The sequence below is a fragment of the Phytobacter cepae genome (genome assembly GCF_054165735.1).
Map to the genome: position 1 here is coordinate 517,633 of NZ_CM135107.1, position 15,854 is coordinate 533,486.

The window sequence follows — 15,854 nt, forward strand, 5'->3', positions numbered from 1 at the left end:
GTGAAAGTCGCCGACCCCCGTATCTCAAAACTGACTTGCGAGTCATGTTTGAGATATTTGCTCTTTAAAAATCTGGATCAAGCTGAAAATTGAAACGACACATCGTGTCTGTTCTCCGTAATAAGAACAGAATGACGGTGTGTTCGAGTCTCTCAAATTTTCACGACACTGACGGTGTTTTACGAAACATCTTCGGGTTGTGAGGTTAAGCGACTAAGCGTACACGGTGGATGCCCTGGCAGTCAGAGGCGATGAAGGGCGTGCTAATCTGCGATAAGCGTCGGCGAGGTGATATGAACCTTTGACCCGGCGATACCCGAATGGGGAAACCCAGTGTGTTTCGACACACTATCATGTCATGAATACATAGTGGCATGAGGCGAACCGGGGGAACTGAAACATCTAAGTACCCCGAGGAAAAGAAATCAACCGAGATTCCCCCAGTAGCGGCGAGCGAACGGGGAGGAGCCCAGAGTCTGAATCAGCATGTGTGTTAATGGAAGCGTCTGGAAAGTCGCACGATACAGGGTGAAAGTCCCGTACATGAAAGTGCATATGTTGTGAACTCGAAGAGTAGGGCGGGACACGTGGTATCCTGTCTGAATATGGGGGGACCATCCTCCAAGGCTAAATACTCCTGACTGACCGATAGTGAACCAGTACCGTGAGGGAAAGGCGAAAAGAACCCCGGCGAGGGGAGTGAAAAAGAACCTGAAACCGTGTACGTACAAGCAGTGGGAGCACCTTCGTGGTGTGACTGCGTACCTTTTGTATAATGGGTCAGCGACTTATATTCTGTAGCAAGGTTAACCGTATAGGGGAGCCGCAGGGAAACCGAGTCTTAACTGGGCGTTAAGTTGCAGGGTATAGACCCGAAACCCGGTGATCTAGCCATGGGCAGGTTGAAGGTTGGGTAACACTAACTGGAGGACCGAACCGACTAATGTTGAAAAATTAGCGGATGACCTGTGGCTGGGGGTGAAAGGCCAATCAAACCGGGAGATAGCTGGTTCTCCCCGAAAGCTATTTAGGTAGCGCCTCGTGAATTCATCTTCGGGGGTAGAGCACTGTTTCGGCTAGGGGGTCATCCCGACTTACCAACCCGATGCAAACTACGAATACCGAAGAATGTTATCACGGGAGACACACGGCGGGTGCTAACGTCCGTCGTGAAGAGGGAAACAACCCAGACCGCCAGCTAAGGTCCCAAAGTCATGGTTAAGTGGGAAACGATGTGGGAAGGCACAGACAGCCAGGATGTTGGCTTAGAAGCAGCCATCATTTAAAGAAAGCGTAATAGCTCACTGGTCGAGTCGGCCTGCGCGGAAGATGTAACGGGGCTAAACCATGCACCGAAGCTGCGGCAGCGACGCTTATGCGTTGTTGGGTAGGGGAGCGTTCTGTAAGCCGTTGAAGGTGACCTGTGAGGGTTGCTGGAGGTATCAGAAGTGCGAATGCTGACATAAGTAACGATAAAGCGGGTGAAAAGCCCGCTCGCCGGAAGACCAAGGGTTCCTGTCCAACGTTAATCGGGGCAGGGTGAGTCGACCCCTAAGGCGAGGCCGAAAGGCGTAGTCGATGGGAAACAGGTTAATATTCCTGTACTTGGTGTTACTGCGAAGGGGGGACGGAGAAGGCTATGTTAGCCGGGCGACGGTTGTCCCGGTTTAAGCATGTAGGCGGAGGTTCCAGGTAAATCCGGTACCTTTTTAACGCTGAGGTGTGATGACGAGGCACTACGGTGCTGAAGTAACAAATGCCCTGCTTCCAGGAAAAGCCTCTAAGCATCAGGTAACACAAAATCGTACCCCAAACCGACACAGGTGGTCAGGTAGAGAATACCAAGGCGCTTGAGAGAACTCGGGTGAAGGAACTAGGCAAAATGGTGCCGTAACTTCGGGAGAAGGCACGCTGATGGTAGGTGAAGCGACTTGCTCGTGGAGCTGAACTCAGTCGAAGATACCAGCTGGCTGCAACTGTTTATTAAAAACACAGCACTGTGCAAACACGAAAGTGGACGTATACGGTGTGACGCCTGCCCGGTGCCGGAAGGTTAATTGATGGGGTTATCCGTAAGGAGAAGCTCTTGATCGAAGCCCCGGTAAACGGCGGCCGTAACTATAACGGTCCTAAGGTAGCGAAATTCCTTGTCGGGTAAGTTCCGACCTGCACGAATGGCGTAATGATGGCCAGGCTGTCTCCACCCGAGACTCAGTGAAATTGAACTCGCTGTGAAGATGCAGTGTACCCGCGGCAAGACGGAAAGACCCCGTGAACCTTTACTATAGCTTGACACTGAACATTGAGCCTTGATGTGTAGGATAGGTGGGAGGCTTTGAAGCGTGGACGCCAGTCTGCGTGGAGCCAACCTTGAAATACCACCCTTTAATGTTTGATGTTCTAACGTAGACCCGTGATCCGGGTTGCGGACAGTGTCTGGTGGGTAGTTTGACTGGGGCGGTCTCCTCCTAAAGTGTAACGGAGGAGCACGAAGGTTAGCTAATCCTGGTCGGACATCAGGAGGTTAGTGCAATGGCATAAGCTAGCTTGACTGCGAGAGTGACGGCTCGAGCAGGTGCGAAAGCAGGTCATAGTGATCCGGTGGTTCTGAATGGAAGGGCCATCGCTCAACGGATAAAAGGTACTCCGGGGATAACAGGCTGATACCGCCCAAGAGTTCATATCGACGGCGGTGTTTGGCACCTCGATGTCGGCTCATCACATCCTGGGGCTGAAGTAGGTCCCAAGGGTACGGCTGTTCGCCGTTTAAAGTGGTACGCGAGCTGGGTTTAGAACGTCGTGAGACAGTTCGGTCCCTATCTGCCGTGGGCGCTGGAGAATTGAGGGGGGCTGCTCCTAGTACGAGAGGACCGGAGTGGACGCATCACTGGTGTTCGGGTTGTCATGCCAATGGCATTGCCCGGTAGCTAAATGCGGAAAAGATAAGTGCTGAAAGCATCTAAGCACGAAACTTGCCCCGAGATGAGTTCTCCCTGACCCTTTAAGGGTCCTGAAGGAACGTTGAAGACGACGACGTTGATAGGTCGGGTGTGTAAGCGTAGCGATACGTTGAGCTAACCGATACTAATGAACCGTGAGGCTTAACCTTACAACGCCGAAGGTGTTTTGGCGTGATTTGAGAGATTTTCAGCTTAGATTCAGAGTCCGAAGGATTTTGCGCTGAGACAAGGCGGCAAACGCAGTGACGGAAGGAGCATACTGAGGTATGTGACTGACGTTCACAAGAGCAGCCAACGCAGTATCAGCACAAAAGCCACAGGACAGAGCACAAAGAATTTGCCTGGCGGCACTAGCGCGGTGGTCCCACCTGACCCCATGCCGAACTCAGAAGTGAAACGCCGTAGCGCCGATGGTAGTGTGGGGTCTCCCCATGCGAGAGTAGGGAACTGCCAGGCATCAAATTAAGTGTGCTGATATGGCTCAGTTGGTAGAGCGCACCCTTGGTAAGGGTGAGGTCCCCAGTTCGACTCTGGGTATCAGCACCAGTTTTAAGGTTAAAGTTCGGCGCTTAGAAAAGAATTTGTCTGGCGGCAGTAGCGCGGTGGTCCCACCTGACCCCATGCCGAACTCAGAAGTGAAACGCCGTAGCGCCGATGGTAGTGTGGGGTCTCCCCATGCGAGAGTAGGGAACTGCCAGACATCAATTAAGTGAAAAGGCCATCCGAAAGGATGGCCTTTTTGCATTTGAGTTTTGCTAACACTGACTGAGCGAATTAAAACCAGATTCAAAAGGGGATGCCGTTAAAATACCAGGAAAGAAGCTTGCCCGACGATGGATCGCCGGGCCTGATTAATTAATGAATAACCTGGGACAGAAAAGCGCGGGTGCGTTCTGATTTTGGATGAGCAAAGAACTCTTGCGGTGGGGCTTGTTCAACGATTTCGCCACGGTCCATAAAAATCACACGATCGGCAACGGTACGGGCAAAGCCCATTTCATGGGTGACGCACAGCATCGTCATGCCTGACTCAGCCAGGCCAATCATTGTATCAAGCACTTCTTTAACCATCTCAGGATCCAGCGCCGACGTTGGCTCATCAAACAACATAATTTTCGGTTTCATACAGAGTGAACGTGCAATGGCAACACGCTGCTGCTGGCCACCAGAAATCTGGCCCGGAAACTTATGCGCATGTTCGGCAATACGGACACGCTCAAGATAATGCATGGCCAGCGCTTCTGCTTCTTTCTTAGGCATTTTACGCACCCAGATGGGGGCCAGCGTGCAGTTTTGCAGCACGGTTAAATGCGGGAAAAGGTTAAAGTGCTGGAATACCATGCCGACTTCCTGACGCACTTTCTCAATATTACGGATATCTTCGTTCAACTCGATGCCATCCACCACAATTCGTCCCTGTTGGTGTTCTTCGAGGTGATTAATACAACGGATGGTGGTTGATTTACCCGAACCAGAGGGACCACACAATACAATGCGTTCTCCCTGTTTCACTTTTAGATTGATATCTTTAAGAACATGGAACTGCCCATACCACTTATTCACATCTTCGAGCGTAATCATCGCGTCGGCAGGTTGCATAGTAATTTGACTCATAAGTTCCTCAATGCGCTGAACGCCCGGTGTTAAAGCGCTTTTCCAGATGCTGGCTGTAGCGCGACATGCTAAAACAGAAAATCCAGTAAACTAACGCGGCAAAGACATATCCTTCAGTAGACATACCCAGCCATGCTGGATCGACCGTTGCCTGCTGAACGCTGCTGAAGAGATCAAACAGGCCGATGATGATCACAAGGCTGGTGTCTTTGAATAAGGCGATAATGGTGTTAACCAGGCCTGGAATCACCATTTTGAGAGCCTGCGGTAAAATGACCAGTCCCTGGGTTTTCCAGTAGCCCAGAGCCAATGATTCCGCGGCTTCGTACTGACCTTTTGGCAATGCCTGCAGCCCACCGCGCACCACCTCCGCCACGTAAGCCGACTGAAACAAAATCACCCCGACTAATGCGCGAATAAGCTTATCAATGCTGGTACCTTCGGACATGAACAGTGGCAGCATAACGGATGACATAAACAATACGGTTATCAGCGGGACGCCACGCCAGAATTCGATGAAGATCACCGAGAGAACACGTACCACCGGCATGGTTGAGCGGCGACCCAGTGCCAGTAATATTCCCAATGGCAGGGCACCGGCAATACCGACTGAGGCAATGATTAGCGTCAGGGTTAAGCCACCCCACTGGCGGGTTTCGACACGCTCAAGGCCGAAAAAGCCGCCATACATCAGCCACCATACAACGATGGGATACACGACGGCCCAGATGGCAATGTAACGGCCACGGGCGGGAAGTGATTTCCAGAACATCGGTACTATCGACAGTAGGCCAACGATCAGTGCAAGATTTATACGCCAGCGCTGATCGTGTGGATAGAGTCCATACATGAACTGGCCAAAGCGTTCATGAACAAACACCCAACATGCTCCTGCTTTAGTACACTCTGCCCGTGTTGAGCCTATCCAGTTGGCCTGAAAGAATGCCCAGTTCAGTAAGGGGGGAATCAGCTCCCACATAAGCCAGAGCGAGAACAGCGTCAGCAGTGTATTCGTCCAGCTGGAGAACAAATTTTTCTTTGCCCACACAATGGCACTGCTGCGGGTCTTACTTTTCTGGCGCGTAGAGTGAGACAGAATAGCTTTTGTCATCAGGATTCCTTAGCGCTCAATTAAAGCGATACGACGGTTATAAATGTTCATGAGCAACGAAATCGTCAGACTGATAATCAGGTAAACAGACATCGTGATCGCGATAGTCTCAATCGCTTGTCCTGTCTGATTAAGTACCGTCCCTGCAAACAGGGAAACCATATCCGGATAGCCAATAGCGGCAGCAAGCGAGGAGTTTTTCGCGATATTCAGATACTGGCTGGTCAGTGGCGGAATAATAACGCGCAGTGCCTGAGGGATAATGACCTGACGTAGCGTAACCGGGTTAGGGATACCAAGCGATCGCGCGGCTTCGTGTTGACCATAAGGTACGGACTGAATGCCAGCACGAATAATCTCGGCAATAAAGGCAGAGGTATAGACTGATAGCGCGATGGTGAGTGCTGCCAGTTCCGGGATTAATACCATTCCGCCCTGGAAGTTGAAACCACGCAGATGAGGAACATCCCAGTGTAGGGCTGCGCCAAATACCCAATGAGACAACAACGGTAGGATGACCAGCAAGACCAGTGCGGTTGGCCAGGTTCGGCGCAACTGACCGGTTTTAATCTGGTGTGTTTTATTAAAACGATAGAGCCCAATAATCATCACGATAGCGATGGCAATAGCCCCGACAAACGCCAGTAAACCTTCCCCCATTTGCGGCGAGGGGATGTACAACCCTCGGTTACTGACAAAAGCGAGATCCATTGCACTCAACGCCTGACGTGGGCCGGGCAGATTTCGCAATACGGCAAAATACCAAAAGAAGATTTGCAGTAACGGCGGAATATTGCGGAATGTCTCGATATAAATAGTTGAGAGTTTACGCAATAACCAGTTTTCAGAGAGACGAGCAAGCCCCAGGAAAAAGCCGATAAACGAGGCAAAAATAATGCACAATGCCGAGACTAACAGCGTATTAAGCAAACCGACAAAGAATACCCGACCGTAAGTATCACCTTGTTCGTAATCAATAAGGTGCTGAACAATGCCAAATCCAGCCGCGCGGTCAAGGAAGCCAAAACCCGATGTAATACCGCGATTATTCAGGTTGGTAACAGTATTGTGTATCAAATAGATAGCGATGCTGACGACCGCAAGAATCGCAAGAATTTGAAACAGCCATGCACGAACCGCTGGATTAGAAAAGGAGAGCGATCCTTTAACGGTTGGGCGGCGTTGGGACATAGGAAAACCTCAGTAACCATGACTCTGGACTGGGCGCCACACCAGGGTGGCGCCCGTTACAACACCGTCGTATTAACGTACTGGCGGAGCGTACTGAATGCCGCCGTTGTTCCAGAGGTTATTCTGGCCACGCTTAATTTTTAGTGCACTTTCCGACCCAACATTGCGCTCAAAGATTTCTGCGTAGTTGCCCACTTTCTTAATAATGTTGTAAGCCCATTTGTTATCCAGCTTCAGGTCCTTACCAAAATCACCCTCTTTGCCCAGCAGATGTGCCATATCTGGGGTTGCCGGATTTGCGGCTTTTTCATCTACGTTCTTCGAGTTAACGCCCATTTCTTCAGCGTTGAGCATGGCGAACAGCGTCCAGCGAACCACCGAGAACCATTCGTCATCGCCACGGCGAACCACCGGGCCTAATGGTTCTTTCGAGATCACTTCTGGCAACACGATCCATTCAGCCTGGTTGCTTAACTTGATACGCAGGGCATAGAGCTGAGATTGATCGGAGGCGAGTGTATCGCAACGCCCTGATTCCAGCGCTTTAGCGGATTCATCGGAGCGGTCAAAGGTGACGGGCGTATATTTCATATTGTTGGATTTGAAATAATCCGCCACGTTCAGTTCGGTGTCAGTACCGGCCTGAATACAGACGGTTGCGCCGTCCAGTTCTTTCGCACTTTTCAGGCCTGCTTTGTTATGGGTCAAAAAGCCGATGCCGTCATAATAGGTTACGCCAGTGAACGACATCCCCATGCCAGCATCGCGTGAAGAGGTCCAGGTTGTATTACGGGAAAGCACATCAACTTCGCCCGATTGCAGCGCAGTGAAGCGCTCCTTTGCGGTCAGCGGGGTATATTTTACTTTGGAATCATCACCGAACACGGCTGCGGCAACCCCGCGGCAAACATCCACATCAATACCGGTGAATTTACCGTTTGCGTCCGCATAAGAGAAGCCAGGCAGACCGTCGCTGATACCGCATTGTACGAAGCCTTTCTTTTTAACGGCATCCAGAGTTGCTCCAGCATGCGCCTGATTTACAACAGCAAACAGCGCACCGGCAGCGGCCAGGCTGGCAATCATCATCTTTTTCATAATGCATCCTGTGTGGCGAAAAATTATCGTTATATGAGGCGTCCGGGAAACGCCTGAAACCTGTCTGTGGCTTTGGCCATACTCTTCAAAGCAAAGGTAGTGCCAGGTTTACGAATGCGGTAATAATTGATTGCGCAGGCGTAATATTGAGAGTGTAGACAGGAAAAAATAAACCAAACGCCCTGGTGTGGTGCAAAACTTCAACCTACGCCACAAAACAGAGCAAAAAACTTTCATGCAGGGCATTATGCTGGCAAACAAGTTTCCAGCGTTAATATAAGCAGTGAAGAGAATGGCGTTACTTTGTGAAATACATCACGAGAAGAAGAGTCAGATCTGAAAAAAGACATGAAAAAATAATGTAAATGAATTTAATCTGGCGGGTTTGCTCTCTTATGAAGCTAAAAATTTACGCTTTTAAATAATGATGCACCTAAATAAGGCAAAGCGCAGTAATCCGCGCTTCGCCTAAAAACTTAACCTATTTGGTTAACGCAACGATACCCAGCGTCAAACCTGCAAGCGCAGCAGCACCGCCAGCGATAGCGCCCGCTGTTTCCCAGTTATCCTGCGTTGTTCCTTTCATGCAGGTATTGGTATGCACCAGACGCCCCTGGTCATCGTAAGTGGGGACACAGGGTGAGTCGTGAGCGCAGCCCGCCAGTAAAGCAGTTAGCAGCGCAACGGAAATGAGTCTTTTCATCATGTTACCTCTAATAATTACGACCCCCGGCATCAAATAAAACGATACCAGCCCAGAATCGATATTGTATTTTATCATTCGTTAAGCTGAGAGAGAGGGGGTTATTAATCTCAAATTATGAGCAGTGTAAACATCATGGAGAAAAGGAAACTGAAAAATCAAATCGTGTAGAAAAAGTGAGGTTGGTAAAAAAATATAAAATGTCGCGATATAAAAAATTAATCAACAAAAGACCACGTGCTTTATTAGCCAGAACCGTTGATTCAGATAAGATTAATCTAATTGGCAATTCAATCCCGACTCAACATGCACTCGAAAGCGCATGTTGAGAATCAGTTAAAAACAGAGGTGATTTAATGCAAATATCGTATTGTGCTTTTAGGTTTTGCTTTGTGAAGAAGAGGCTGTATTGCTTTGCGCGGTAATGGTTTCCGCAGACACCGGCCTTCCTAACAAATACCCCTGAAGCGTATTACAACCTAATTCTGTCAGGAAGGCCTGTTGCTCAGCGGTCTCAACGCCTTCAGCGACAATCTTAAGGTTTAACGTTTTTGCCAGCGCCACGATAGCAGAGACAATGGTGGCATCGTCCCCCTCGCTGCTCAGCTCACGAACAAATGCTCTGTCGATTTTCAGTTCGCAGGCAGGTAAACGCTTTAGATAAAGAAGACTGGAATAGCCGGTACCAAAGTCATCAATGGATGCCTGAACCCCTGCTTCAGTCAGTAGAGTGAGAACACGCACGCTTTCGTCCGGATTGGTCATGGCGGTGGTTTCGGTGACTTCCAGGATTAAGGTCTCAGGCGGCACGTCATGCTTTTTAAGACTGTCCATGATGGTCTGCACCAGAGAAGGCTGTTCAAACTGAAGGGTCGATAAATTCACCGCAACGGACCAGTTGGTTTTGCCCTGCTGACGCCATTCGCTTAACTGTCGGCACGCTTCATCAATTACCCAGTTGCCCAGAGGAATGATTAAGCCCGTTTTTTCTGCTAATGGAAGAAACGCATCCGGGGTGAGTAACCCACGTTTGGGGTGTTGCCAGCGAAGAAGTGCTTCAAATCCGATAATCGGTCCGGCAGGCGCCTGGAACTTAGGTTGATAAACCAGGCGAAACTCTTTGCGCTCCGTCGCCAGCCAGAGATCGTTCATCAGTTGCAGCTGGGTCTGAGCGAGCGTATTCATGGACGGCTGGAAAAAGTGGTAGCCGTTGCGTCCCATATGTTTTGTGTGATACATCGCGGCATCGGCATTGAACATCAGTTCGCGCTCGCTCTTGCCATCATGCGGATACAGGGCGATACCGACGCTAAGCGTGACCATCATATCGTAAGGATCGATATTAAAAGGTTTATCGATAATGCGAACCAGCGAGCCCGCGAGCGTAGCCGCCTCGTCCGGGGCATTGACTTCAGTCAGCAACACGAACTCATCCCCACCCATTCGCGCCAACGTATACTGCCCATGGAGCTGCTGTTTAAGCCGTTCGGCGACCGCAATCAGGAGCTTATCGCCCACATCATGCCCGTAAGCGTCATTAACCGTTTTAAACCCATCCAGGTCCATAAACATCAGGGCAAAGAAGTTTCCTTCCCGGCGTGCCTTATTGATGGCTTGATCCAGACGGTCTTCAAGTAAAACGCGGTTGGGCAAGCGGGTCAGGGTGTCGTGCAGCGCGAGCTGGGCAAGTTCACGGTTGGCTTCAGCAAGCGAGGTGGCAAGCTGGGAAGTGCGGGCCTGTAAACGCGCGTCCAACATCGATACCAGCAACGTAATTCCTAATATGGAAAAGGCGACCACGCTGACCAGTACCGCCAGCCAGTTACCATTCACCCCATGGTGTCCCATGGGCTCTTCGCTTGGGAAATGTGCTGCCATCATACCGCTGTAATGCATGCCGGCGATGGCCAGCCCCATTAAAATGGCTGCGCCAAAGCGCATGAGCGCGACCTGTGCGGCTTCATAACGTAACCGGAAAGTGAGCCACAGCGCGGCAAACGATGACAGTAAAGCGATCACGATTGAAATGGCTACCCAGGTCATATCCCACACGATAGTGGGGGTGACCTGTAATGCGGCCATGCCGGTATAGTGCATGGCTGCAATGCCCATTCCCATGACGAACGAGCCAGGCAACAGGCGATGTAGCGTTAAGGCAGCACCACTGACGAGCCAAAGGGCAAACAGTGAGGCGCCAATAGCGATGACCATGGAGAGCGCAGTGAGCAGCGGGTCATAGCGCAGGTGCATGGACATATCCATGGCCAGCATGCCGATAAAATGCATTGCCCAAATGCCAATGCCCATGGCCACACCACCACCACTCAGCCAGACCCATGCGGAACAACCGGTGCTGGTGGAGACACGGCCTGCCATATTCAGCGCGGTGTAAGACGCCAGAATGGCCACAACAAAAGAAACAACAACAAGGATTTGGTCGTATTGGCTAACCAGCATGATGTCATCAACTCATTCACAAAAAAGCGTTACGCTAACTACATTTGTATGGGCGAAAAGGGCTGAGACACGAAAACCCTAAGAGGATGACACAACCAGGATTACATCCCTGAGCACGCAGGAGAGAGTGCACCTTGAGCACATGTCAGTCGAGCTCGGTACAGTTCACCAGTTTAAGTGGATTGACGGAATTCATGTTTCGGCATTTATCTACTTCAGTTGTCAGAAACTCGACCCAGTGCATCAGAATCGAATCCAGCAATAAAACAGACAGGGCAAAAATAACCAGCCAGAAGTACTTTCGAATCATTCCGCACATCCTTATCTCGCATTTAACCGATGGGAATATACACGAAATCATCCGCCGGAGAAGGTGAGGGGAGAGAAGTTTTTGCGTGGCAGAGCGAGGAATAAAAAAGGCGCGTCCCCATGCCGGTTCGCGCCTTTTAGAAGCAGTCTCTGATTAATATCAGTTCATGCCGTATTTTTTCAGTTTCTTACGCAGCGTACCACGGTTGATGCCCATCATCAGGGCAGCGCGGGTCTGGTTACCACGGGTGTATTGCATCACCATGTCCAACAGAGGCTGTTCTACCTCAGCCAGTACCAGCTCATACAGGTCATTAACATCCTGACCATTCAATTGAGCAAAATAGTTCTTCAGTGCCTGCTTTACCGAGTCACGCAGAGGTTTTTGGGTTACCTGATCCTGAGAGTTAACGGTAGAAACGGTCAGTACGTCAGAATTTACGCGTTGTTCGAACATAGTTCTGTCAGCTCTTTATTTCTGTTTACGCAAAATTTTCGAAGTATGCCTCCAACGCCTCCAGCTGTTCGCTGGCGTCCTCAAGGGCGTTGAATGTGCGCCGAAACTGGTCATTTGGAGCATGCTCCTGGAGATACCAGGAGACGTGTTTGCGCGCAATTCGGTAACCTTTTGCCTGACCGTAAAAGTCATGCAACTCCCGAACGTGCGTACAAAGCAAGCGCTTAACTTCTGCCAAAGGCAGCGGAGCAAGCAGCTCTCCAGTGTCCAGATAATGCTGGATTTCCCGAAAGATCCAGGGTCTTCCCTGAGCTGCACGGCCTATCATCAGGGCATCAGCCCCCGTATAGTCGAGTACAGCTCTGGCTTTAAGCGGGTCAGTAATGTCACCATTCGCGATAATCGGAATGGAAACTTTCTGCTTAACTGCCCGAATGCTGTCGTACTCAGCGTCTCCATTGAACAAACAGGCGCGGGTGCGTCCATGAATGGTCAGAGCCTGAATCCCACAGTCTTCAGCCAGTTGGGCAATCTCTACGCAGTTACGGTGTTCCGGAGCCCAGCCAGTGCGAATCTTAAGCGTGACGGGAACGTCCACCGCATTTACCACACCGGTCAGGATAGACTTCACCAGGTCCGGGTGTTGCAGCAGGGCAGAGCCCGCAAGCTTGCGATTCACTTTCTTAGCCGGGCAGCCCATATTGATATCAATAATCTGGGCGCCACTTTCCACATTAATGCGGGCGGCATCCGCCATTTCATCCGGATCGCTCCCTGCAATTTGCACGGTGCGAATACCTGGCTCATCAACATGCACCATCCGCAGTCGGGATTTGTCGCTTTCCCACACTTGTGGGTTAGAAGACATCATCTCGGATACGGTTAAACCTGCTCCCATCTCGTAGCACAACGTCCGGAATGGTCTGTCAGTAATGCCAGCCATGGGCGCTGCGATCAGGCGATTTCTAAGCTGGTGTTGTCCGATGCGCATGAGTTAAGAAATGACCATACTGTGACTGCAAGGCGGCGTATCTTACGCATTTTTCGCACGAGATGAAAGGCCAAACTTTGAGCAATCCACTGTCGCAGATCAATGAATCCCTGCTGACGTGGATGCCAATAAAAATTATTTGTTAAAAATCATATAATTATTATTTTGTGGCGAAATTGTGAGCAAATATAATTTCCTTAAACTTCGCATTTTTTCTTCGTTCAGGCAGTAAATAACGGGATAATTTGCTGTTTTAATAGACAAAAAAGAAGGCGAAAATGAGATCATACTCTCAATTTCGCCTTTCGAACTATTATCACTGCGAATAAATCGCGCGCGTCAGTGGCCGAAAAAAGTTAGCGTTTCCGTCCAGTAATCCGGCACCATTCTTCTTTCTCTACAACAGCGTCAAGTTCAAAGTTTTCACGGTACGCTTCGCAAACCCCTTCCGCCTGGCTTGCCAGAATACCGGACAGGCCTAACAGACCGCCGGAAACGGGCAGCACGCCGATCAACGGTGCCAGTTCACGCAATGGCCCTGCCAGGATGTTTGCTACCACGACATCGGCTTGCATCGCCTCTGGTTGATCTTGTGGCAGATAAAGCGCCAGACGGTCAGAAACGCCGTTACGCTCGGCATTGTCCCGGCTTGCCTGAATCGCCTGCGGATCGATATCGATGCCGATGGCTTTCGCCGCCCCCAGTTTCAGCGCCGCAATCGCCAGAATGCCGGAGCCGCAGCCAAAATCGATAACGGTTTTACCGGTTAAATCGAGGCCATCCAGCCATTGCAGGCAAAGGGATGTCGTAGGGTGTGTACCGGTGCCGAAGGCGAGACCTGGATCGAGCATCACATTCACCGCGTTTTCATCCGGCACATCCCGCCAGCTTGGACAGATCCACAGGCGCTTACCGAACTGCATCGGATGGAAGTTTTCCATCCACTCACGTTCCCAGTCCTTATCTTCGATCTGCTCTATCTTGTGGACGAAACCTGTACCCAGTAAGGGATGTTGTTCCAGAATAGCCACGACTTCTTTCATGTCGGTTTCGGCATCAAACAGGCCGATAACATCGGTATCGCCCCACAGACGCGTTTCACCGGGCAGCGGCTCAAATACCGGCGTATCGTGCGTGTCCTGGAAGGTAATCGAAACAGAACCTGCTTCCATTAATGCATCGCTAAGCTCTTCGGCATTCGTGCCAGTCGTATTTAACTTCAGTTGGATCCACGGCATAAGAAACTCTTTATTGGTTCACAGAAATAACGTTGGCTTGTGCGACGGGGCGACCAAAGCGGTTTCCGACGAAAAAGGCCAACAAACTTAAAATAAGTGACGGCACGATAGGGTGCAGTCCAAGATAATGGACATTCCAGGTTGCCAGGACAGCATACAAAATACCACCCGTGAACATGCTACTCAGGGCACCCATAGCATTGGCGCGCTCCCAGTACAAACCCAGCACTAAAGGCCACAGAAAGACGGCTTCAAGCCCGCCGAACGCCAGAAGATTCAGCCAGATGATCATCTCAGGCGGGTGCCAGGCGGCCAGCATCATAAAGACTCCAAGGATCAGCGTGATCGTCATGGAAATCCGTTTCAGCCGTTGCTCATTATGAATCTGCTCTGGACGGGCGTTGAGCCAGAGATCCTTTATGATCGTAGCGGATGCCTGCAAAAGATGCGCATTGACGTTAGACATAATGGCGGCCATCGGGGCGGCGAGGAAGATCCCGGCGGCAAGCGGCGGTAGCACTTTCACCATTAATGTCGGGATGACCAGATCCGGCACTTTCAAATCCGGTATCACGGCCCGGCCCAGTGCCCCCGCGAGGTGCATACCCAGCATCAGGATGGTCACCACAATGGTGCCGATAATGATGCCACGATGAACGGCCTTGCTGTCTTTATAGGAGATGCAGCGCACGGCGGTGTGGGGAAGGCCGATGACCCCAAAGCACACCAGTACCCAGAATGATGTCATAAAGGCGGGAGTGAGAATGCCCTCTCCACCCTGAGGGGAGACCAGCTGCGGGTCAATTTGCTGTAATTTATCCACGGCGCTATGCAGGCCACCCGCGGCGTAGACAACGCCGACGAGTAGCACAATAGTGCCAATCAGCATCACCATACCCTGCATGGTGTCATTTAAGACGCTGGCGCGGAAACCGCCAAAGGCGGTATAGAGCGCAATGCTGATACCGAAAATGAGCAGGCCAGATTCGTACTTGATGCCCGCTGCCGTTTCCAGCAGGCGTGCGCCGCCGATAAATTGCACGGCAATAGCGCCCACAAAGGCCACCAATAAACTGATGCTCGCAACCCATACCAATAAGCGGCTTTGATAACGCGCCAGCAGCATGTCGTTGAGGGTAATTGCATTGTAACGACGGGCGAGGATGGCAAACTTTTTACCCAATACCCCAAGCGACAGCCAGATGGTCGGTACCTGGATCATCGCCAGGAGTACCCAGCCCAGACCGTATTTATAGGCCGCGCCTGGTCCACCAATAAACGAGCTGGCGCTAATGTACGAGGTCGTCAGGGTCATGGCGAGCACCATGCCGCCCATTGAACGACTACCGAGAAAATATTCGGTCAGGAAAGTGCCTGCCTTACGCTGGCGCATGGCATACACCGACAGGCCAAAGACAATCAGCATGTAGGCGATAAGTGGAATAATCACTTCAGGATGCATCCGTATCCTCCAGGGAGATATCGCGGAAGACAAAGCGCACCATTGCCCAACATAGCAGAATAAACACTAACGGCATGAGCAGGCAGGCCATTTCAAACCAGTGCGGTAGTCCGGTAATTCCTTGCGCTGAATTTGGTAAGTAAGCAGTTACTAACCAAGCGGCGAGATAAAGAAGGGTCAGCCACAGCGCCCAGCGCGCCTCTTTATGGGCCTGAACAAAACGCGTGTCCATATTTGTCCCTTGTGGATGAAGAAAGCGGGGA

The 15,854-nt window shown here is 50.8% G+C and carries 12 protein-coding genes, 1 tRNA gene and 3 rRNA genes; 4 read left to right on the forward strand and 12 right to left on the reverse strand.

Annotation, left to right across the window (positions count from 1 at the left end; genetic code table 11):
• Positions 1–203: 203 nt before the first annotated feature.
• The 4 genes from ACUY4Q_RS02505 (at position 204) to rrf (ACUY4Q_RS02520) (ending at position 3,660) form a co-directional block, all read left to right on the forward strand.
• Positions 204–3,109 (forward strand): 23S ribosomal RNA (locus tag ACUY4Q_RS02505).
• 191 nt (positions 3,110–3,300) lie between these two features.
• A 5S ribosomal RNA gene (rrf, locus tag ACUY4Q_RS02510) occupies positions 3,301–3,416 on the forward strand.
• Between the two features lie 14 nt (positions 3,417–3,430).
• Positions 3,431–3,506: transfer RNA gene (locus ACUY4Q_RS02515), tRNA-Thr, on the forward strand.
• A 38-nt stretch (positions 3,507–3,544) separates the two neighbouring features.
• Positions 3,545–3,660: ribosomal RNA gene (gene rrf / locus ACUY4Q_RS02520) — 5S ribosomal RNA — on the forward strand.
• Between the two features lie 155 nt (positions 3,661–3,815).
• On the opposite strand, the gene ACUY4Q_RS02525 is transcribed toward rrf (ACUY4Q_RS02520), so the two are convergent.
• The 12 genes from ACUY4Q_RS02525 to ACUY4Q_RS02580 all read right to left on the reverse strand — a co-directional run bounded on the left by ACUY4Q_RS02525 (position 3,816) and on the right by ACUY4Q_RS02580 (position 15,823).
• Positions 3,816–4,574: an amino acid ABC transporter ATP-binding protein gene (locus ACUY4Q_RS02525; protein ID WP_437891403.1), complete on the reverse strand. Its 759-nt coding sequence runs from the start codon at positions 4,572–4,574 to the stop codon at positions 3,816–3,818.
• Positions 4,575–4,581: 7 nt separating this feature from the next.
• Complete coding sequence (locus ACUY4Q_RS02530; protein ID WP_458045545.1) at positions 4,582–5,685, reverse strand: amino acid ABC transporter permease; 1,104 nt, start codon at positions 5,683–5,685, stop codon at positions 4,582–4,584.
• A gap of 9 nt (positions 5,686–5,694) precedes the next feature.
• Positions 5,695–6,876 carry an amino acid ABC transporter permease gene (locus ACUY4Q_RS02535; protein ID WP_458045546.1) on the reverse strand — a complete coding sequence of 394 codons (1,182 nt, stop codon included), beginning with the start codon at positions 6,874–6,876 and terminating at the stop codon, positions 5,695–5,697.
• Positions 6,877–6,948: 72 nt separating this feature from the next.
• Positions 6,949–7,974, reverse strand: a complete 1,026-nt coding sequence (locus tag ACUY4Q_RS02540; protein WP_458045547.1) for an amino acid ABC transporter substrate-binding protein — start codon at positions 7,972–7,974, stop codon at positions 6,949–6,951.
• Between the two features lie 481 nt (positions 7,975–8,455).
• Positions 8,456–8,677, reverse strand: a complete 222-nt coding sequence (locus ACUY4Q_RS02545; RefSeq protein ID WP_458047240.1) for a lipoprotein — start codon at positions 8,675–8,677, stop codon at positions 8,456–8,458.
• A 378-nt stretch (positions 8,678–9,055) separates the two neighbouring features.
• Complete coding sequence (locus ACUY4Q_RS02550) at positions 9,056–11,134, reverse strand: putative bifunctional diguanylate cyclase/phosphodiesterase (RefSeq protein WP_458045548.1); 2,079 nt, start codon at positions 11,132–11,134, stop codon at positions 9,056–9,058.
• 145 nt (positions 11,135–11,279) lie between these two features.
• On the reverse strand, positions 11,280–11,444 hold the full coding sequence (locus ACUY4Q_RS02555) for a DUF2556 family protein (RefSeq protein ID WP_458045549.1): 165 nt from the start codon (positions 11,442–11,444) through the stop codon (positions 11,280–11,282).
• 159 nt (positions 11,445–11,603) lie between these two features.
• Positions 11,604–11,900, reverse strand: coding sequence for a DNA-binding transcriptional regulator Fis (fis, locus tag ACUY4Q_RS02560; protein WP_000462905.1), 297 nt, complete (start codon positions 11,898–11,900; stop codon positions 11,604–11,606).
• Between the two features lie 25 nt (positions 11,901–11,925).
• Entirely contained in the window at positions 11,926–12,891 is a 966-nt protein-coding gene (dusB, locus tag ACUY4Q_RS02565; protein WP_458045550.1) for a tRNA dihydrouridine synthase DusB, read from the reverse strand.
• A 356-nt stretch (positions 12,892–13,247) separates the two neighbouring features.
• Positions 13,248–14,129, reverse strand: a complete 882-nt coding sequence (prmA, locus tag ACUY4Q_RS02570; RefSeq protein WP_458045551.1) for a 50S ribosomal protein L11 methyltransferase — start codon at positions 14,127–14,129, stop codon at positions 13,248–13,250.
• Positions 14,130–14,139: 10 nt separating this feature from the next.
• The gene (gene panF / locus ACUY4Q_RS02575; protein WP_458045552.1) at positions 14,140–15,591 is read right to left on the reverse strand and encodes a sodium/pantothenate symporter; all 1,452 of its coding nucleotides are present in this window, start codon (positions 15,589–15,591) and stop codon (positions 14,140–14,142) included.
• Positions 15,581–15,823 (reverse strand): YhdT family protein, encoded by a 243-nt coding sequence (locus tag ACUY4Q_RS02580; protein ID WP_458045553.1) that lies wholly within the window; start codon positions 15,821–15,823, stop codon positions 15,581–15,583. Before ACUY4Q_RS02580 ends, panF begins: the two co-directional genes overlap by 11 nt.
• Positions 15,824–15,854: the final 31 nt, after the last annotated feature.

Coding starts and splice junctions, on each gene's coding strand:
- ACUY4Q_RS02550 (WP_458045548.1), bottom strand. CDS start 11,134: ATGCTGGTTAGCCAATACGACCAAATCCTTGTTGTTGTTTCTTTTGTT.
- panF (WP_458045552.1), bottom strand. CDS start 15,591: ATGCATCCTGAAGTGATTATTCCACTTATCGCCTACATGCTGATTGTC.
- ACUY4Q_RS02530 (WP_458045545.1), bottom strand. CDS start 5,685: ATGACAAAAGCTATTCTGTCTCACTCTACGCGCCAGAAAAGTAAGACC.
- prmA (WP_458045551.1), bottom strand. CDS start 14,129: ATGCCGTGGATCCAACTGAAGTTAAATACGACTGGCACGAATGCCGAA.
- fis (WP_000462905.1), bottom strand. CDS start 11,900: ATGTTCGAACAACGCGTAAATTCTGACGTACTGACCGTTTCTACCGTT.
- ACUY4Q_RS02540 (WP_458045547.1), bottom strand. CDS start 7,974: ATGAAAAAGATGATGATTGCCAGCCTGGCCGCTGCCGGTGCGCTGTTT.
- ACUY4Q_RS02525 (WP_437891403.1), bottom strand. CDS start 4,574: ATGAGTCAAATTACTATGCAACCTGCCGACGCGATGATTACGCTCGAA.
- ACUY4Q_RS02555 (WP_458045549.1), bottom strand. CDS start 11,444: ATGATTCGAAAGTACTTCTGGCTGGTTATTTTTGCCCTGTCTGTTTTA.
- dusB (WP_458045550.1), bottom strand. CDS start 12,891: ATGCGCATCGGACAACACCAGCTTAGAAATCGCCTGATCGCAGCGCCC.
- ACUY4Q_RS02545 (WP_458047240.1), bottom strand. CDS start 8,677: ATGAAAAGACTCATTTCCGTTGCGCTGCTAACTGCTTTACTGGCGGGC.
- ACUY4Q_RS02535 (WP_458045546.1), bottom strand. CDS start 6,876: ATGTCCCAACGCCGCCCAACCGTTAAAGGATCGCTCTCCTTTTCTAAT.
- ACUY4Q_RS02580 (WP_458045553.1), bottom strand. CDS start 15,823: ATGGACACGCGTTTTGTTCAGGCCCATAAAGAGGCGCGCTGGGCGCTG.